This window comes from Streptomyces sp. NPDC001137, assembly GCF_040298885.1.
Classification (GTDB): Bacteria; Actinomycetota; Actinomycetes; order Streptomycetales; family Streptomycetaceae; genus Streptomyces.
In genome coordinates this window covers 161,207-180,945 of sequence record NZ_JBEPBA010000012.1, presented here as the reverse complement: position 1 = coordinate 180,945, position 19,739 = coordinate 161,207, and the positions used below count along the sequence as shown (strand labels likewise).

Genomic DNA, 19,739 nt, shown 5'->3' with positions numbered 1-19,739 from the left:
GCCGAAACCAGGACAGCCCGCCCCCGGACATGGCGGAGCGGTGAGGGCCGGGCATACGGAAGCTCGAAAGGACAGAAAGGTGGAACCGGTGAGTGAGACGGCCGAGGGCCAGGCTTACCAGGTCGTGGTCAACCATGAGGAGCAGTACTCGATCTGGGAGACCGGGCGCGTGCTGCCGGACGGCTGGCGCGCGGAGGGATTCCGCGGAAGCAAGGAGCGCTGCCTGTCCCACATCGCCGAGGTGTGGACGGATCTGCGGCCCCTGAGTGCGCGCACCGATGTGATGTCGACGGCGACCGGCCAGGACGCTCCATGACCTCGCCGCTCTCCAGGCTGTTCCTGGAGCAGGCACGAAGGTGCCCGGACGCGCCGGCGGTGATCTCGGAACACGAAGTGGTGACCTACGGTGAGCTGGCGAGGTCGGCACGCCGGATCGCTGGGGCCCTGGCTGCCCGTGGTGTGGGCAGGGAGTCGATCGTCGGCGTGCTCATCGCCCCCGGTCCCGATCTGGTCGCCGCGCTCCTCGGTGTCTGGTTGGCCGGCGGATGCTACCTGCCGCTCGACCCGCTGGCGCCGGCGAAGCGCCTCGACCAGGTCCTCGCGCTGGCCGACGCCGCACTCGTCATCGCGGACGAGCGGTGGTCGCCGCGGCGGGCCGACCCGGGTCGGGACATACCCCTCTGCCGCGTGGCAGAGCTCACCGCGGGCGACTTTGCGGAGCCGGCCCACATGCCGTCGCAGCCCCGTCAGGCCGCGTACATGATCTTCACCTCCGGATCCACGGGCACGCCTAAGGGCGTGGTCATCGAGCACCAAGGTCTTGCGAACACCGTGCTCTGGCGCGTCGGCGCCTTGGAGTTGTCCCCCGCGGACCGGGTGCTGCAGAAGACTCCGCTGACCTTCGACGCGGCGCAATGGGAGATCTTCGCTCCGCTGGTCTGCGGGGCATCGGTGGCCTTCGGAAGGCCGGAGGCCGGCCGGGACGCCCGCGCGCTCGTCCAGTCGGTCCGTGAGCGGAGGGCCACCGTCGTCCAGGTCGTGCCGACGATGTTGCGGTTGCTTACGGCCGAGCCGGACCTCGCCGCATGCACGAGCCTTCGCGTGATCAGCTCCGGGGGAGAGCAGCTCCGGGCGGAACTCTGCCAACGCGTCCGACTGTGCCTCGATGTGGAGATCTGGAACACATACGGACCGACCGAGTGCTCTATCGAGGTCATGGCCACGCGCTTCGACCCCGCGCAGCACGACGGCCCCGTGCCCATCGGAAGACCCATCGCCGACTCCGGATATCTACTGACTCCCCCGGCCGATGGCGGAGGGGAGCACGAAGCGGTACACGAGCTGTACGTCCGCGGGCCGGGGGTCGGTCGGGGGTATTACGGCGACCCGGTGCGAACGGCACAGCGGTTTCTGCCGGATCCCTTGGGACCGCCTGGAGCGCGGGTGTACCGCACGGGGGACCTCGTGCGAGAACGGGCGGACGGAGCCCTGGAGTTCGTCGGCCGGGTTGACGCCCAGACCAAGATCAACGGTATTCGGATCGAGCCCGGTGAGGTCGAGGCGGCCCTCGAGGCCCATCAGGACGTGGTCGAGGCCGCAGTACGGACCGTCACCGACCCACAGGGCGTTAAGAAGCTCGCCGCGTGGGTGGTGGTCGTCCGCGCTGGCGCCCTCGACGAGCTGGTTCCCGGACTGCGCGACACCCTGCCGCCCGCGCTCGTCCCGGCGATCGTCACTGGCACTGAGGCCCTTCCCCGCACCAGCAGTGGCAAGACCGACTACGCCAGGCTGCCCGAGCCGGACTGGGCGGCGGGGGCCGAGCCGGACGCGCCGGGGACTCGGCTCACTGTCGAGGAACGCATCGTCCTCAGCACCTGGCGCGAGCTGCTGGGCGTGGACGAGGTCGGGCTCGACGACGACTTCTTCCGGCTCGGCGGACACTCCTTGATGATGACCCGTCTCGCCGCGCTCCTCGCCGAGACGTCGGGGCTCACACTTGAGTTCCGCGACCTGCTCTATGCCGCCACCGCACGCGAGCAGGCCCGACTGCTGTCCAACGCGGCACGGGAGCGACCGATCCCGAGGCTGCCCGAGGGAGCCCGCCTGCCCCTGTCGTACGGGCAGGAGCGCTTCTGGGTGCTCGACCGGATGAACCCCGGCAGCCGGGAGTACCTGCTGCCGTTGCTCATCCGGTTGCCGGTGGACGTGCCTTCGGCAACGGTCGAACAGGCTCTCGCCTGCCTCGTGGCGCGCCACGAGGCGCTGCGCACCCGCTGCGTGATGGACGCCGAAGGGCTGTCAGCCGTGGTGGAGCCTGCGGTCTCCCTGCTGCTGAACGTCCTGGAGACGCCCTCCGACGAGATCGACGAGATCCTCGCGGCGGAACTCGCGCTAGGTTTCGACCTGGGGGTGGCTCCTCTTTGCCGGGCCACCCTCGTACGTGGCGCAGGGCAGGAGCAACTGCTTCTTCTGATGCTCCACCACATCGTCTGCGACGGATGGTCGGCCGGACTGCTGGAGAGGGACCTAGCGGAGTTCGTCGACGCGATCGGATCGGGCCGTACGCCGAGGCTGCCGTCTCTCCCGCTGTCATACGCCGACGCGGTGGCGTGGCAGAGGGCGGAGCTGACCGACGAGGCGTGGTTCGAGGAGCTGGGCTACTGGAGCGAGACGCTCGCCGGGCTGCCGGCCCTCGAACCACCGGGCCGCACTCGGGGGCGACTGCGCAGCTCCGAAGGGGCGGCGGTCGACTTCTGCCTGCCCGCCGAAGTCGTCTCCGCGCTACTGGAGACCGGCCGTCGCGCCGGTGCTACACCCTTCGTGGTCTTCCTGACTCTGTGGACCGCAGTGGTGGCCCGTACTCATGACCAGTGGGACTTCGGAGTTGGAGCGCCGCACGCCCGCCGATCTCGGCCCGAACTGCACGACATCGTGGGGCTCTTCATCAACGTCGTCGTCATCCGCTCGCGGCTGACACCGCACATGACTTTCATGGAAGCGCTGGCCGCGGTCGAGCGAGTCTGCCGGGAGGGCTTCGTCCGTAGCGCTGTGCCATTCGAGGCCGTCGCCGAAGCCACGGCGCCCGAACGGGACCTATCCCGGACGCCGCTGTTCCAGACCATGGTCACCGTTGGTGACGACACGGTTGGCCAGCGCATGCGCGAAGAGGACCTGCCTCGGCTCCGACGGGTGTGGTCCACGGCCCGGACCGACCTGGCCCTCACCCTGTGGCCCTACGACGACGGCCGGTACGGCGGGGCCCTGGAATACGCGTCGGCGCTGTACGACGAAGCCGAGGCGACGGACCTGGTGACGGAACTGCGCACACTCGCCGAGCGATTCGCCACTGATCCCGAACTGCGCATCGGCGCGGACCAAGCGGAGGAGAAGGAACACCGTGGACATCGATCTGCCGTTCGAGCCCTCGTCCCATCTGGAGGAGATCCTACGCCTGGTGCGTGAGCTGCTCGGACGGGACGACGTCGGGTACGAGGACGACTTTATGGCGCACGGCGGCAATTCGCTCAAGGCAGCACGCCTGCTGTGGCACGTGCAGGACAGCTACGGCGTCGAGGTCCCGATGCGTGAGTTCTTCGACCGGCCCACAGCCGCCGGACTCGCGTATGCCGTCGAGCGGTTCGTGCCGCACGAGGCCGACGGTTCCCAGCACCACGACGGCTCGATGAAGGAGGACGCCTGATGGCGGAGCAGTCGGTCGCACCGCTCGGCGGCGCAGCGGAGAGGGAGCGGCCACAGACGATCACACGGCGGTCACGCCCGGTTCAGCGGGCCATCGGCCGGGCGGATCGCACACGGCCGATCCGGCTCTCCGCCGGTCAGCAGCAGATGTGGGTCCTGCACCAGCTCGACCCCGCGAGCCCGGCGTATGTCATGACATGGGCGCTGCGGTTGTCCGGATCGCTGGATACAGAGGCGCTGCGACAGGCCTGGGAACAGGTGGTGGAACGCCATGAGATCCTGCGTACGCGCTACGCCCAGGTCGGGGACGAGCCGGTGCAGATCATCGACCCGCCGAAACCCTTCGCACTACACTTCGTCGACCTCGGCCACGTACCGCTCTCGGCCCATGAGGAAAGGGTTCGGCAGATCGCCGAGTGGGAGGCGCGCAGACCGTTCGACCTGACAACGGAACACTCCCTTCGCGTCACCCTCATCGCACTCGCCGCTGACCTGCACGTACTGGTGATCCACCTGCATCACATCGCTGGTGACGCCCTGTCCTACCAGCATCTCGCGGCAGAGCTCGGCACGGTCTACACGGCACGGGTCGACCACCGGCCCCCCGGGCTGCCCGACGTTACCGTCCAGTACGCCGATTACGCCGCCTGGGAGCTGGCTGGCTCGCAGGACGGATCACTGCGCCCGCATCTGGAGTACTGGAGCCGCACTCTGAGCGGCCTCCAGGAATTGCCCCTGCCGCTGGACCGGCCCCGGCAGGCGCTCGCGGACTGGCGCGGCGGGACCGTCGACGTCGTGTTCGAGGCCGACGCGGCCGACGGGGTCCGCGCCCTGGCGTCCGCGCACCGGGCGTCTCTCGCCATGGTGCTGCTGGCGGCTTACCAGGCCTTGCTCGCGGGCATCTCACAGGCCGAGGACGTGGCGGTCGGGCTACCGGTCAGCGCCCGGACGCGGCCGGAACTGGACGAGCTGATCGGCTACACGATCAACAGCATCGTCGTTCGGGCACAACACCACGAGGGCGACACCTTCGCGCAACTGCTGGCCCAGGTGAGGGAGCGTTTCCTGGACGCCTTCGACCATCGCGCCGCGCCGTTCAAGTGGGTGGTCGACGAGGCGGACGTGGTGCGCGGCACCACCCGCAATCCGCTGTTCCAGGTCTGCTTCAACGTCAACGCCTCGGCAGAGGACACGCTCCGCCTTCCGGGCCTGGTCGTCGAGCCGCTGCCCCTCACCGGCACGAGGCCGGCCAAGTTCGATCTCACCCTTCATGTCCAGGAGGCGGCCGACCGAAGGCTGTTCACACAATTCGAGTTTGCCACCGAGGTGATCGACGAGGACACGGCACGGGGATGGGCCGGGTACTTCGGGGAATTGCTGGAGGCGGTCGTCCGTGACCCGCAAGAGTCGCTGGCGAAACTGCACGACCGGCTCCGGGAGCGGTGGTGCCGGCCCGCGCAGGACGGCGTGGACACCGCGAGCCGCGCCATGGCACCCACCTTGGTCTCCGACGACGCCCGGGCTCTTCTCCTCGATCGGATCCGCCATGTGTGGTGCGACGTGCTGGGCCTCGAAGGCGCGGACGACCGGGACAACTTCTTCGACGTCGGCGGCCACTCACTGCGCGCCATCGAAATGGCCGGCCGGTTGCAGGCTGAGGGCCTGGACGTCTCGTCCGCCGACGTCTTCGCCCATCAGACCATCGAAGAGCTGGCCGACCTGTGCGCGGCCGCCCGCGCGGGCCACGCGGACCTGGCGGAGGCGGCGCCTCCCTCGCCCGTCGAACCGTATGCCCTGCTGAGCCGCGAGGATCGTGACGCGCTGCCGCCGGGGCTGGTGGACGCCTACCCCATGACCGCGATGCAACTGGGCATGCTCGCGGAAATGCGGTCCCGGCCGGACGTGAACACATATCAGGACACGACTTCCTACCGGGTGCGCGCCAACGGAGACTTCGATGCGGCGGCGCTGCAGCAGGCTGCCCAACTGGTGGTCGACCGCCACGAAGTCCTCCGGACCAGTTTCGACCTGAACAGCTACTCCGTTCCTCTACAGCTGGTGCACGCGGAAGCGCCGATCACCGTGGGGCTGACCGAACACGGCCTCCTAGGAGCGGAGGGCTGGGATCCCCGCGTGCGTGCCCACGCCGTCGTGGAGCGCCAGTTCCTCATGGACATCTCGACTGCACCGCTGATTCGGCTGCATGCCCACACCGCCAAGGACTCAGCCGACTGGTGGCTGACGATCGCGGAGTGCCACCCGATCCTCGAAGGGTGGAGCTTCCACAGCATGCTGATGGAGATCCTCGTCGCCTACGAGGACATCCGGGCCGGACGCGTGGCCGCGGAGCCGGAGGCGGCGCCGTTCCGGTTCGCCGACTACGTGGCGGCCGAACTCGCGACAGTGCGCTCGACCGAGCACCGCGCCTACTGGCGCGCGGCGGTCGAAGGCCTTTCCGACGTCGCTCTGCCGACGGCGTGGCAGGACAGAGCGGAGTCTCCACGCGAGCGCTACTTCACCACGCTCGACTTCCAGGATCTGGAGGCCGATCTCCGTCGACTCGCCTCGGAGACGCGCACATCGATGAAGGCGGTCCTGTTGGCCGCCCATATGAAGATCATGAGCATGATCGCCGGCGAGGAGAGGTTCTTCACTGGGCTCGTCTGTGACACACGCCCGGAAGTGCCCGGTGCGAACCGAGTACTCGGGAACTACCTCAACACCGTGCCCTTCGCCATGCCCGTCGGCGCCCGCACATGGGGTGCCCTCGTTACGGCGGTGTACCACGGGCTGACCGACCTCTGGCCGCACCGGGGCCTACCGATCCACATCATCCAGCGTGAGTGCGGCCAGGGCAGCCGTTTGCTGGAGGTGTTCTTCAACTACCTGGACTTCCATCAGGTGGACAAGAACCTCGTTGACTGGGCGCAGACCTTCAACGACAGCGAGAACGAGTTCGCCCTACACGTCTACACGATCAGTGGGCACCTGAGACTTAACACCACCAGTCACTCCCTCGGCAGAGAGGCGGGCCAGAGGCTGGCCGCCCTCTACCGGAGCGTGCTGGAGGAGATGGCCCGTGGGCCGGAGGGCGACACCGACTGGGTCTGCCGTCCGCCCCTGGAAACGGGTCGAGCGCACTCCCTGGCCGTCGCCGCCCGTGATCGAGGCGGCGTCGAGCGGACGGTGCCCGAGGCGTTCGCCGCCCTGGTCCGCGAGCATCCGGACGCCGTCGCAGTACTCCGCGGTGCGGAGTCGTTGACCTACGCGCAGCTCGACGCGTGGGCAGAACGGATCGCCGGGCGGCTGCGGCAGTCCGGAGTCGCGGCGGGTGACTTGGTCGCGGTGGTTCCCCGGCACGACACCGGAACGCTCGCCGCGCTGCTGGCCGTCTGGAAGGCAGGCGCCGCCTTTGCCCCCTGGGAGCCGGCAGGGGGCGGCGACGACATGCCCGGACCGGGCTGGTCCTCGGCGCTGTCGGCGGTGATCGTGCCGTCGGCAGGGGACGCCGAAGGCGCCGCACTCGGCCGCGTGCCAGTGCTCGTATCGAGGGACGGCAAGGAGGGCCTCGGCGGGGAGGACCCACTGGGAACACTGCCGCACACCGCAGGGCGCGAAGCCCCGCGCCTGTCGGTGGACACGGCCTGTGTGGTGCGTACCGCCGGAAACGCCGACGCGGGCTGGGCGGTGTTCTCTCACCAGGCACTGGCGCACGGGCTGTCGAGCGCACGGGCCGGACTGGAAGCGCGGGGCATATCGGCACTGGCCGGGTCCGCATGGCTGTCCATGACGGCATTGCCGGCCTGGTGCGCGCTGAACGAACTGCTGCTGCCGATCATGTGTGCGGGCTCGGCGGTCCTCACCGCCTCGTCTCTGCCGGACGCGGTCGCCGAGATCAGGGATCTCGTCACCGCCGGGACCGTGACACATATGCGGACGACGACGCTCGCGGCGGAGCACGTCTTTCCCGACGGATCTGCTGCCGCCGGGGTCACCGCACTCGCGGACAGTCTCTGCGACGGAGACGGGCAGGACGACGGGCGGAGGACCGCCTCGTCCAGCCTGAGCGTACGGCTGATCCCGGCCGACTCGGTCGACACGCTGCCCGGATGGCTGACATTGCACGGCAGGCCGCTCCCCGGACGCACGCTGCGCGTCCTCGACACCCGGTTGCGCCCTGTGCCCCTCGGGGTCGTCGGCGAGCTCTGTGTGGGAGGTGCGGGGCTCGCGGACGCTCTCTTCGGTGATCCAGCCGGAACGGCCGAGGCCTTCATCCCGGACCCCTTCGGCACTCCCGGGGCGAGGCTATTCCGCACGGGGCTGCTCGCGCGGTTCGCAGCCGACGGGACGTTGGAGTATGTGGGGCCGATCGAGCGGTCGACGCACCACGACGAGACACCAGCCGAGGTGTACCGCACCCGGGACCTGCTCGATGCCCTGCCCTCGGTGCGGGACAGCCGGGTACTGCTGCGGCCCGACTCCGAGCTGGGGCGGCCCCGGACCATCGGCTACGTCCGCGTCGCCCCGGGGGCCCGGTTCGCCGCCGACGAGCTAAGCAGGAGCCTGGCAGAACGAGGAATGCCGCGGCACTTGATCCCGGAGACGCTGGTGAAGGTGGAGGGCTGGCCGTTGGCAGCCTGCGGGGGCGTCGCCCTAGACCGACTCCCCGAACCGGAGCCCGTCGAGGACGTGACCGCAGTACCGGGCACACCGTGGGACGAGCAGTTCGAGGAGCTGATCCAGGAGGCCTTGTCCTCGGTGTACTCCGATCCCTCCGCGACGGCCGTGACACCCGATCTGCCGCTTTCCGATGCGGGACTCACCTCACTGGCCATGGTGCGTCTGTTGGTGTCCCTCGAGAACGCCTACGACATCACCATCCCCGACGAGGTGGTCCTCCTCGACGCGTTCCGGACGCCCAGGACTCTGTGGGAGGAGATTTCACAGCTCCGTAAACAGGTGCTGAGCGTGCCCGAGGAGTGAATCGAGCACGGCGTCGCCATTCGGCTGTGGCCGATTCAGAGTTTCGGCGACAAGGTTTGCCATTCATTACCCGTCGTTAGGGGGATTTCGTGCGTAGCAGTGTCATCGTGCCCATATTCCAGTCCAGATCGGTCCTATCGCTGTTCCTGGAGTCGATGCGCCGGACCATCGAGCCGGACACGCAATTGATCATGGTCAACGATGGTTCCGGAACAGAAGTGGGCGAACTGATCGAGGAGTTCGCCCGTACGATCAAAGCAGAGCAGGCTGGCGCGGTCACGGTGACGACCGTGCACAACCAGAATCCCCGTGGATGCGGCCAAGCGCTCAACCAAGGCCTCGCCATCACCGAGGGCGACAACATCTTCTTCGTCGACTCGGACCTGATTCTGGAACCAGGTTGGCAGGCCGGAATGCTGCGGACCCTAAGTGAAAATCCCGAGGCGGGAATGACCGCGGGGGTTCTGCTCTACCCCCAGACCGGCGGTGTGCAGCACTGTGGCATCTCCTTTGGCGAAACACTCGGCAGACACCTCTACCTCAACGCCAGAGTCACTGATCTGCCGGACTCCCCGTATGCGGTCCCGCTGGCCGCTTTCGCGTTGTTCGCCATGACCCGGCAGGTCAGGGACGCGGTGGGGCAGCTGGACGAGCGGTACTTCAACGGATACGAGGACTTCGACTACCAGATGCGGGCGAGAATGCTCGGCTACCGCACAGTGATCGACCCGAAGGTGACCTCGTACCACTGGGAGCGGCGCAACGGCGTGCACCGGGCAGGCAACCGCAAGACCAACCTGGCGCGCTTCTGGAGGTCCTGGGGCGCGTACATCGAGAACGACATCACGCCACGATTGCTCGACTCGCTGCGAGCCCGTACGGAGGACATCCACCACTACCTACCGCTGGACATGGCGGAGACGCGTACGGACGCGGCCGACTTCTGGCAGGCGCTGGCCGGCGCGTCGATGATCGACCGGAACTCCGTGCTCGACTACTCGTCAAAGGTCGAGGGCGAGCAGCCGATCCCTCTACCGCTGGTCCTGCCGACCGAACTGATCACCGGAACCCGGCCGCTGTTGATCCTCGTCGAAAACTTCGTCCGCCTGCTGGACAACCGGATGTGGCTCGCCCAGCGCCTGGCAACCGGGTCGGCAGACATCGTCATCGACCTGCATGGAAACAGCATGGGCCTCGCGGACCTGTACGCGAGCTGCTGGCCGGGAGTCAAAGTCCGGTGACGAACAACCCGACGACTTCCGCCTCCGACACGCCGAGCCTTGCCTGGCTCGCCGAGGTGGAAAAGGTCATCCCGGCCGGTTGCAGCACCTTGGCGAAGACACCGTATCGACTGCTTCCGGGGCGTGGCGCGATCGCGGCGCTGCACGCCAAGGATGCCGAATTCACCGACCTTGACGGCCGTGCCTGGCTGGACTGCGAGATGGCCATGGGCACCGTCACCTGGGGCCACGCGCGTCCCGAGGTCGAGGAAGCGGTGGTTGCGAGATTGCGGAGCGGGACGTCCTTTTCGGTTCCCGATCCGCTCGAACTGACGCTCGCGCAGCGCCTGCTGGCACGGTTCGGCGTCTACGAGTCGGTGAAGTTCGCCAAGAGCGGCGCCGACGCTGTGAGCGGTGCGGTCCGCATCGCCCGCGCGGTGACCGGACGGGATCTCGTGCTGGCGACCGAGTACCACGGATGGCACGACTGGGCTGCGCCGTCGCACTACTCGGTGCAGCCTGGCGAACTCGGCATCCCGCAGGCCGTGGCAGCTCTGACCCTTACGTCCCCGCCGGACGACCCGCAGCGCTTCCTCGACCTTGTGCGGGGGCACTCCGCGTCGATCGCCGCAGCGGTGCTGTGCCCAAATCGCTGGTCGGCCGACCACTTGCGCACCGTCGTGGAGGAAGCGCGGCGCCACGGCCTGGTGGTGGTGTTCGACGAGGTCACCTCCGGTATACGCATGGGCCGACGGGCGACCTGTGGTGAGGTTGACGTCTGGCCGGACCTGCTTTGCATCTCGAAGGGCATGGCCAACGGCCTGCCGCTCGCGGCGGTCCTCGGTGACCGACGGCTGGTGCTGCGCGGCGAGGACGTACGCATGAGCAACGCCCATTCCAGCGAGTCCCTGGCCCTGGCTGCCGCCTTGGCTTGCGAGGACCTGATGGACGCTGCGCCCATATGGCCCTCATGGCGCGCGAGGACCACGACCATGATGGCCGCCCTGCGTTCGCGAATTGCCGAGCTTGGGCTGGGTGGGCGAGTCGAGGTACGGGGGGACCACTCGAGCTTCTCCCTCGGAACACCCAGGGTGGCGGACTTCTGGACCGATCCGTTCCGCGCACACGTGCTGGCGACCCTCGCGGAACGGCAGATCTTCACCAAGGGCTACTTCGTCTTCTCGGACCGGCACACGCCAGCCCAGCTCGACGCAGTCGAGCGGGCCATCGACGCCGCCCTGACCAGCTACTGACCCCACGAACAAACGGAGGCCGGAAATGCGAGCACTCGTCTATGCAGGTAAGGGGCGGATGGACCTCGTCGAGGTCCAGGAGCCTGTCCTGCGGACCCCCAACGACGTGAAGGTGCAGATCGCCATGACGGGCATCTGCGGTACAGACCACAAGATCCTGGCGGGCAAGCTGGCGGTGGCTGAGGAGGGCACCGTGCTGGGGCACGAGGGTGTCGGCACGGTTGTCGAGGTCGGCAACGGAGTGACACACCTGGCGGTCGGCGACCGTGTCATCATCAACCCCACGCAATCGTGCGGCAACTGCCGCAACTGCCGGCTGGGTGCGTACTGCTATTGCTTTAACTTCGACGACCACCAAGTGGGCTTCACCCTTGCGGGCACCTTTGCCGAGTACTACGTCGGCAGCGCGCAGTATCTCTACCCGATTCCCGAAGGGATGAGCTGGCAGGTCGCGAGCCTGATCGAGCCGCTGGGCTGCTCGCTGAACAGCGTCCTTAAGTCGGGCCTGCAGCCGCACGAGTCCATCCTGGTGATCGGCTCCGGTGCCATCGGCCTGCTGTGCCAGAGCATCGCTCGCAGGCTGAGCCGGCTCACCGTGGCCACCGAGCCGAACGCGTACCGCCGCGACTTTGCTGCATCCGTGGCCAACTACGCACTGCACCCCGACGAGCTCACTCCGGAGACCGTGTCAGACCTCACGGACGGCAAGAAGTTCGACGTGGTGATCGACGCGGTCGGTAACCAGCTCGCCACCGCTATAGACGTCGTCGCCAAGGGCGGCCGGGTCGTGCCAATGGGCTACGACGACACCTACCGGGTCGAAGTGGAGCCCACCAAGCTCATCGACGACGGGCTGAGCATCATCGCAGCCGTCCCGCTGCACGATGCCATCGGCCCGGCCATCGACTTCGCCTCCGACATGCCGGAACTGGCGCAAATGGTGACCACCGAAGTCGACATGGCCAACTTCCGCGACGCCTTCGAGGCGACCATGGGCGTCGACCTGGCGAGCGGGCAGAAGGTCGACATCAAGGCTGTCAAGGCCGTGATCCGCTCATGAAGCGCAGGAGCTTCGTGGCGAACCTCCACCGCAATGCCCGGTACTGCATCTACACCGAACCGTTCTGGGCAATCTTCGGCACGGCAGCGCTCTACTACTCAACGCTGTACATGCAGAGCGTCGGCCTGAGCACGGTGGCCATTGGCGCCATCGTTTCGGCCAACCTGTACGTCGCGTTCATATTTCAGCTTGTGGCGGGCGCGGTGACCGACCGGATGGGCAGGCGCCGGGCCACCTTCTGGTTCGATGTCACCTCCTGGGTCATTCCCATGTTCGTGTGGGCGTTCAGCAACAACGTCTGGATGTTCCTCCTGGGCTACCTCCTCAACGCGTCGTCCAAGATCGTCAACGTGTCGTTCTGGTTGCTCGCGACGGAGGACAGCCCGGAAAAGGCCCGGCCACGCATCTTCGCCGCCATCAAGGTGGTGATCATGTTCGCGGGCTTGCTGGTGCCGATCGTCGGGTTCTTCATGGACCGCTATGGCACGGTCCCGACGCTGCGCGTGCTGTTCTTCGTCGGCGGGCTGGCCATGCTGCTGCACAACTGCCTGCGCCACCGGTACACCGTGGAGACACAGGCAGGCGTCGAGGCCATGGAACGCCATGCCGACACGCGCATGCTGCGGAGCGTGCTCGACAGCGGGAAGCTGCTCTGGGCGGCCGGGCGGCATGCGGTACTGCGCCGCCTGATTTTCATGTACATGTTGAGCTTCGTCGCCTTTCAGCTCAACATCTTCCTGGCCGTGTACCTGACGAAGAGCCTGGAATACAGCGCCCTAGTTGTGGGCACGGTGCCGGCGGTCGGCGCGATCACCGCGCTGTTCTCCTACGCCGTCGTCATGCCATGGGCATCCGATCGGTTCTCCGCGGGCGCGATGGCGCGGTGGTCACTTGTCACCAGTTGTCTCGGCTGGCTCTTGTTCCTGGAGCTCGGACCGGGGAACCTCCCTCTACTCCTCGTCTGCACCGTGTTCACCTCGGCGGGCCCGTTCCTCGTGGAGTCCTACCGCGACGCCATCGTGGTGGGCTGCGTCCACCCGGACGAGCGGGCCACTTTCTTCGCGGCTGTGCAGACCTTCACCGCCGTGGTGTCCATCCCGACCGGATATCTGGCAGCGGTGATCTTTGAAAGCCGACCGCTTCTCTTGTTCGGTGCGATCGCCTCGCTCTACGCGGTCGCCGCGATATGCACCCTCGGCAAGCACATGACCTACCAAGCGGACGCCCGGCTCATTTCGCAGCGTGGCCGACCGGACGCGGTGGCAACGCCGTGAGTGGCCAGGACCGGGCGCTGGTGTTCGACTTCGACGGGTTGATCGCCGACACCGAGGTGCTGTGGCTGGCGGTGCTCACGGAGCTCTACAGGTCGTTCTCCCAGGAGCTGCCGCGCGACAGGTATGTGGAGTCCATCGGCGGCACGCTCCACGACTTCAATCCGTTCGAGAACCTGGCCGCCAAGTGCGGGACGATCGGAGCAGCGGAGCTAGAGGACCGGGGCGAGCAACTGTTCCATACCTGGATGGAGTACGAGGCTCCGCTGCCGGGGGTCCGGCGGCTGGTAATCGCGGCGAAGCGGCGCGGCCTGGCGCTCGCCGTCGCATCGAGTTCCCGAGCGGCCTCCGTGATTCCCCACCTCCACCGGTTCGGGTTGCTCAACTTTTTCGACACGGTCGTCACTGCTGAGGACGCCGCCCGGACCAAGCCTGCGCCCGACCTCTACCTGCTCGCGGCGCGCCGGCTCGGGACGGCGCCGGCGCGAATGGTGGCCTTCGAGGACTCCAGCCGCGGGGTCCAGGCCGCGAAAGCGGCCGGTGCGTTCTGTGTAGCAGTGCCACACATCCTGACGCGGTCGCACGACTTCGGTGCCGCGGACCTACGTCTCGACTCTCTGGCTCTGTGCGACCTTGACGACCTGTTGATATTCAAACCGATCGAAGCGTGAGGTAAGACCATGGAATCTGTCAGCGTGTCGTCGCTGCCCTTCGAGCTGACCGCCGGGGGGCCGGCTGGAGCGCGGTGGAGTACCGACGGGACGACGGTTGAGATGGTCTCGGCGGAAAAGAGCGACTTGTTCATCGACCCGACCGCTGCGCCCGGCCAAGCATCAGCCGACCTGACCAGGCTGACTGGGGCGGTGACGGGGCCCTTCCAGCTGAGCGCGCGGGTCACCGTCGACTTCAAGAACCGGTTCGATGCGGGTGTCCTGGTGGTGTGGGTCAACGAGACGACGTGGCTCAAGCTCTGTTTCGAGTTCTCGCCAGGGGGCCGGGGAAGCGTCGTCTCAGTCGTGACGCGCAGCGTGTCCGATGACGCGAACTCGTGGGACGTGGTCGGCGAAACTGTCTACCTGCGCGTCTCCCGAATGAGGCACGCGTTCGCCCTGCACAGCTCGGCCGACGGCCGGACATGGCAGCTGGTGCGCGTGTGCACCCTCGGGGTGCCGATCGACGAACCGGTCGAGGTGGGCTTCCTCGCACAGTCGCCGAACGGTGCGGGATGCCGGGCAATTTTCGATGACGTTACCTTTACCGCTCTCGAGCTCTCCGACACCAGGGACGGCAGTTGACGAGCGGCATCTACAACTCGGTGTCGCCCACCCACCTTTGCAGCAGGAGACCACCCATTAGGAATAGGGCAGGCGCGTCTTCAAGAAGGGGCCCGATTTGAAATCAGTAGGAATCGGCATCGTCGGCTGCGGGAACGTTTTCGACATATACATGCGAGGACTTATATCCGACTCTCATGTACGCGTGGTGCGGTGCGCCGACATCGATCTCGCCCGAGCTCGTGAGGCGGCCGGCCGCCACAACATTCCAGCTCACGGAACAGTCGACGAGTTGCTCCAGGATCCCGGCGTCGAGGTGGTCGTCAACCTCACCCCGCCCACCGTTCACATGGAGGTTACCGAGGCGGCCCTAAAGGCGGGCAAACACGTCTACAGCGAGAAACCACTCGCCCTGGACCTCGACAGCGTGCGGAAGGCCATCGCCCTTGCAGGGACGACCGGCCGCCGGCTCGGTGCGGCTCCCGACACCTTCCTGGGCGGCGCCGCGCAGACCGCCCGCGCGGTACTGGACGAGGGACGGATCGGCGCCCCTGTGGCCGCGACCGCCTTCTTCGTACATCATCGTGCGGAATCCTGGCACCCAGATCCCACACATCTGTTCAAGCCGGGTGGCGGCCCCGTTCTCGACCTGGGGCCTTACTACATCAGCTTGCTGGTGAGCTGCCTCGGGCCGGTCGCCGAGGTTGCGAGCATGAGTCACACCGGCCAGAAGCGCCGCGTCGTCACGGCACCGAACCGCCGCGTGGAGGTTGTGGAGGCCGAGGTCGCAACGCACTCGGCTGCCTTGCTTCGCTTCGTCTCCGGAGCCGTCTGCGTCGTTCAGCTGAGTTTCGATGTCTGGGATGCCCACCTGCCCTTCGTCGAGATCTACGGGACGAAAGGGGCCATGTCGCTCGCGGATCCGAATGGGTACGACGGGGACGTCCTCATCAAAATGAAGGAGGGCACCTCTTGGGACCCAGTTTCGCCAGTCATGCCGCCGCAGGCCGCCCATGGCTCAGGCGATCAGTTCCGACGTGGGCTCGGCGTCGCAGACCTCGCGACCGCAATCCGAACCGGAGTGCCCCACAGCACTGGTCCCGATTTCGTCTATCACGTGTTGGAAGTCCTCCTCGCCATCGAGACGAGCGAGCGATCGGCTGCGGTCACCCAGATCGCCAGCCGGTGCGAGCGTCCCCGTTCCATGGCCAATACGGCCGCTCACGCATGAAGGGAAACAGAGGTCGATGGACAGCAGGTTGATATTCCCCGAGCGGGGCGTCGTTACGTTGCAGCCGCATCATGCCCACGATCCCAAACCAGACGAGGTCCGGGTCACCACCACGCTGAGCCTCATGTCCACCGGGACCGAGAACACGGTCTTCACTGGCGCGTTCTCTCCGACCAGCGTTTTCGCCGAGTACGGCGCCCTGCCGTTCTCACCCGGTTATGTCACGGTCGGTGTGGTGGACAGCGTCGGGGCAGAGGTGACGGATGTACAGGTGGGCACCCGGGTGTTCCACCGGGAAGGTCACGGGAGCCGCTTCACACTTCCCCGGTCACGCGTCACCCGCATCCCCGAAGAGGTCAGCGACGAGGAAGCCGTGTGGACGGGTATCGCCAAGATCGCTCTGCGTGCCGCGATCGCAGCCCCCTTCGCCCTCGCCCAGGACGTGGTGATCGTGGGTGGGGGGCCCATTGGCCAGATGACGGTGCGCTGGGCCGCCACGGCTGGCTGCAGAGAGATCACGGTGGTGTGCCCGTCCAACATACGGCTGGAGCACGCCCGGGCAGGTGGCGCCACGGCACTGATTCGCGCTCGCCTCGGCCATGACCGGCTCGAGGACGTTCTGGGAACTCGTCCTTCGCTCGTTGTCGACACCACCGGAAGCGCCGATGTGTTCGCCCATCTTCTGGGTCTCGCTGGTGACCATGCGACCGTCCTCCTGCTGGGGGAAACCGGGTATCCCGAGAAACAACATCTGACGTCCGACGTGATGACCAAGGGCCTCACCATCACCGCGGTGCATGACGATCACGAACGGCACGGCGGGACAAGTCCAGCCCTGCACCACCGCATTCTCGACCTCATGGCGCAAAAGAAGTTCAATTGCGCAGGTCTAATCAGTCACCGGTTCCCCGCAGGTCAGGCGGCGGAGGCATACCGGCTCGCCAACGAGCAGCGCGCGGAAACAATGGGAATAGCCTTCATGTGGTGATTCGGGTTCCGGTGTGCGCGTTGTCCCCTTCCTCGCCCACTCTTGGGTCGAGGTGGACGGTGAGCCCGTCGACCTCGACCCACGGCGGACGGGCCATCGCCGTAGACGAGGGGTCGGGCGGCCCCGGCGTTCCCGGCCGAGGTGCCGCCCACGCCGTCGGGCGGGGTGATGCCCAGCCATTCACGAATCGGTCGGTCTCTTCAAACAGTGGCTCGGCGCCCATTCAGGAGATGAAGAGGACAGCGGCGGCGAGCCAGCGGCTGGTCTTCTCAGCAGTACTACGCGGGCTTCCACCCCGCGCCCACCGCCTGCATGACCTTGGATCGCTCCAGGAAGACACGTCTGCTGGTGGCGTTCTGGGCGATGGCGAAGCCGAGGGCGAAGACCTTCTGGCGATCGAGGCCGTAGGAGATCATGCGGTCGTTCCACAGGCTCTGGTCGAACTGGTTGTGGACGGACTCGGAGTCGCTGCGGTAGGGGTAGAGCTGCTGGTGGGTGAGGGTGGACTCAGGTATCTGCTGAAGGTATTCGGCGCGGTGGAAGTCGCGTTCGGTGTCGCTCTTGAGTCTGCGGCCGGTAGCTGGATCCGTGCCCATGCGGTCAGCGGGGGTTGTGGTGATCCCGACCTGGACCCGGTACGGGTGGGCCCCACGGCGGCATGGGATGAGGAGCAGGTGGTACCAGCGTGACTTCGTACGGCCCTGCCGGCGTTCGAGGCGGCTAACAGGGACCGGTATCAGGGTGCTCGTACCGTCGTCGAGGAGGACTCGCTCGGCGATGCGACCCTGTTCGCACCACAGGTCGTGGCGGCAGCGCCCGAAGCGCAGGAGTTCGTAGGCGCGTGGTTTGACCGAGCCGTGCTGCTTGTTGATGACCAGCAGGCCGAGGCGGGCGAGGGTGTCGCGGTGGACACCGCGGAAGGCGCCGTCGTAGATGACGCCCATGCAGCCGGGAAGCAGACGGCTGAGCTGGGTGAAGGAGCGTACGGCGACAGCGGCTTCGTCCTCGTAGTCACCGCCCGCGACGTGCCGCACCGCCAGGATGACGCGCTGCCAGTAGCCGTCGTCGCGAGCTGACGCGAAGAACCACTTCGTGCCCCGTGCCAGGCGCTTCTCCTTCTCGCCGTTCTCGTAGTAGAGGCGGGCTGCGGAATCCACCCGGTGCCTGCGCATCTCGCCGGTGGCGGTGTCGACGGTAAAGGGATGTTCCGCTTTGGAAGGCGCTTTGGGAACAGTGGCGTCGCCGACAAGGAGCTGACGACGCGCCGGCCTCACCCAGTTACGCGCGGCATCCTCCGGAAACAGACCCTGGTCCAGGGCCTGTCGGACTGCGTGCCGCTCGAAAAGCTCCTGGAGGAGTTCGATGCTGGGGGCCAAGAGGTTTGCTTCGGCGTACTGGTACTGGAAGCGGCTCGGTGCGCTGGGCGGCAGCAAGGCGGCTGCTGTACGTCCGGCGTTCCGTCGTACGGAAGCACGGACGGCACGCCACGGTGTACTGGCCAGGGTGCCGACGGCGGAGCGTTTGGAGCCGGTGACTGTCATCAAGGTGGCGAGCAGGAGGTACACGACGGCCGGGTATTGGCGGGGGCAGCCTCTGCTGGCCGGCGCGGGCAGTTGCTCGGCCATCTCGTAGATGAGGGGCTCGTCGAGGCAGTCCGCGATCCGCTGCGGCTGAGTGCGCTGTTCCCCGTCGCCCAGCTGGCGCTTTCGGCTGGTTCTCAGCTCCTGGGGAAGCGGATCACCGAAGATGTCGTCAGCCACCGACCACCTCCGCGTCGTTGTCGCTGTTTCTGGTGCTGGGGGTGCGCCAGGTGTGTCCGATCACCGCGGCGGCTCGGTCGAGTGAGCGCAGGCCGAGGCGGCGGGCGGCGTCCTCGATGCGTCCTGTCCGCTCGAATGCTTCGAGGCCCGCCCAGGCGGTGACGGAAGCCGGTTTGACGTCGTCCTCGCTACTCAGACCGATGCGGATGAGCAAGTCGCGCAGAGCGACGCAGACGCGGGCCTGCAAGGCGGCGTCGGAGGCATGGCGGTCGGAGACAGCCAGGCGAGCGCGGGGTGCGGAGTCGGGACGGAGCTGGCGAGCGGCGACGAACTCGGCCCGGTTGACCAGGACGTTGAGGCTCCAGTCGTCCAGGGGACACCAGCGGGGGTCGGTCTTGGTGGAGCCGTGCATCCACACGCGGCGCCGTTGCGGATCGAGGTCCTGGACACGGATGTGACCGATCTCGCCGCTGTGGCCGCCGGCAAGGGCGAGAGCGGCCACGGCACCGTGGCGGCTTGGACGGGTGACGAAGGACGCTCGGTGGCGCAGGTCGATGACCTCGTCCTCGTCCAGCGGCCGTACATCACCGGTCGTGCGGCGCGGCAGAACGATGTCCCGGGTGGGGTCGCCGTCGCTGAGGCTCAGCTCGCGCAGGGTGCGGTATGCGATGCGCAGCACTGAGCGGCGCAACAGCATGGTGGCCACGGCGGAGTCAGCGACGCGCCCGTGACGGCTGCGACCGCGAGCCGTGACGAAGTCCTCCGCCAAGTCCGGCGTGATGTCGTCCAGGACGACCGCGCCGCGCAGCTGCGAGTAGCGCCCGAAGCGCCTGAGGAGCAGGCCGAACTTGTCCAGCGTCTGTTCGGTGAACTCGCCGCGGGCAGCCATGGTCTGCCACATGTCCTGGACACGGTCGAGCGCGAGCGTGAGGGATAGGTCGCTTCCCACGGTGAGAGCCCTTCGCCGGGGTGGCACCAGCACAACCGGCCGCGCCCCACG

Annotated in this window: 14 protein-coding genes; 12 read left to right on the top strand and 2 right to left on the bottom strand. The window is 67.3% G+C overall.

Annotated features, from left to right (window positions below; all coding sequences use genetic code 11):
• Nucleotides 1-88 precede the first annotated feature (88 nt).
• The 12 genes from ABT254_RS24765 (at nt 89) to ABT254_RS24710 (ending at nt 16,979) form a co-directional block, all read left to right on the top strand.
• On the top strand, nt 89-316 hold the full coding sequence (locus tag ABT254_RS24765) for an MbtH family protein (RefSeq protein WP_351473966.1): 228 nt from the start codon (nt 89-91) through the stop codon (nt 314-316).
• Entirely contained in the window at nt 313-3,462 is a 3,150-nt protein-coding gene (locus ABT254_RS24760; protein ID WP_351473963.1) for a non-ribosomal peptide synthetase, read from the top strand. The genes ABT254_RS24765 and ABT254_RS24760 overlap by 4 nt, the downstream gene beginning before the upstream one ends.
• Nucleotides 3,398-3,700 (top strand): acyl carrier protein, encoded by a 303-nt coding sequence (locus ABT254_RS24755; protein ID WP_351473960.1) that lies wholly within the window; start codon nt 3,398-3,400, stop codon nt 3,698-3,700. Before ABT254_RS24760 ends, ABT254_RS24755 begins: the two co-directional genes overlap by 65 nt.
• Complete coding sequence (locus ABT254_RS24750) at nt 3,700-8,682, top strand: condensation domain-containing protein (RefSeq protein ID WP_351473957.1); 4,983 nt, start codon at nt 3,700-3,702, stop codon at nt 8,680-8,682. The genes ABT254_RS24755 and ABT254_RS24750 overlap by 1 nt, the downstream gene beginning before the upstream one ends.
• 89 nt (nt 8,683-8,771) lie before the next feature.
• Nucleotides 8,772-9,923, top strand: coding sequence for a glycosyltransferase family 2 protein (locus tag ABT254_RS24745; protein WP_351473954.1), 1,152 nt, complete (start codon nt 8,772-8,774; stop codon nt 9,921-9,923).
• Entirely contained in the window at nt 9,920-11,155 is a 1,236-nt protein-coding gene (locus ABT254_RS24740; protein WP_351473952.1) for an aminotransferase class III-fold pyridoxal phosphate-dependent enzyme, read from the top strand. Before ABT254_RS24745 ends, ABT254_RS24740 begins: the two co-directional genes overlap by 4 nt.
• A gap of 58 nt (nt 11,156-11,213) precedes the next feature.
• Complete coding sequence (locus ABT254_RS24735) at nt 11,214-12,215, top strand: zinc-dependent alcohol dehydrogenase (RefSeq protein ID WP_351473950.1); 1,002 nt, start codon at nt 11,214-11,216, stop codon at nt 12,213-12,215.
• Complete coding sequence (locus ABT254_RS24730; RefSeq protein WP_351473948.1) at nt 12,212-13,489, top strand: MFS transporter; 1,278 nt, start codon at nt 12,212-12,214, stop codon at nt 13,487-13,489. The genes ABT254_RS24735 and ABT254_RS24730 overlap by 4 nt, the downstream gene beginning before the upstream one ends.
• A 20-nt stretch (nt 13,490-13,509) precedes the next feature.
• A complete protein-coding gene (locus ABT254_RS24725) occupies nt 13,510-14,157 on the top strand; it encodes an HAD family hydrolase (protein ID WP_351473946.1) in 648 nt (215 codons plus the stop codon).
• Nucleotides 14,158-14,166: 9 nt separating this feature from the next.
• Nucleotides 14,167-14,781, top strand: coding sequence for a DUF1349 domain-containing protein (locus ABT254_RS24720; RefSeq protein WP_351473944.1), 615 nt, complete (start codon nt 14,167-14,169; stop codon nt 14,779-14,781).
• A 97-nt stretch (nt 14,782-14,878) separates the two neighbouring features.
• Entirely contained in the window at nt 14,879-15,991 is a 1,113-nt protein-coding gene (locus ABT254_RS24715; protein WP_351473941.1) for a Gfo/Idh/MocA family protein, read from the top strand.
• A gap of 16 nt (nt 15,992-16,007) precedes the next feature.
• The gene (locus tag ABT254_RS24710) at nt 16,008-16,979 is read left to right on the top strand and encodes a zinc-dependent alcohol dehydrogenase (RefSeq protein ID WP_351473938.1); all 972 of its coding nucleotides are present in this window, start codon (nt 16,008-16,010) and stop codon (nt 16,977-16,979) included.
• Between the two features lie 278 nt (nt 16,980-17,257).
• On the opposite strand, the gene ABT254_RS24705 is transcribed toward ABT254_RS24710, so the two are convergent.
• Both ABT254_RS24705 and ABT254_RS24700 read right to left on the bottom strand, forming a co-directional pair.
• Nucleotides 17,258-18,739, bottom strand: a complete 1,482-nt coding sequence (locus ABT254_RS24705; protein ID WP_351473935.1) for a hypothetical protein — start codon at nt 18,737-18,739, stop codon at nt 17,258-17,260.
• Nucleotides 18,732-19,688 (bottom strand): site-specific integrase, encoded by a 957-nt coding sequence (locus ABT254_RS24700; protein WP_351473932.1) that lies wholly within the window; start codon nt 19,686-19,688, stop codon nt 18,732-18,734. The genes ABT254_RS24705 and ABT254_RS24700 overlap by 8 nt, the downstream gene beginning before the upstream one ends.
• Nucleotides 19,689-19,739 lie beyond the last annotated feature (51 nt).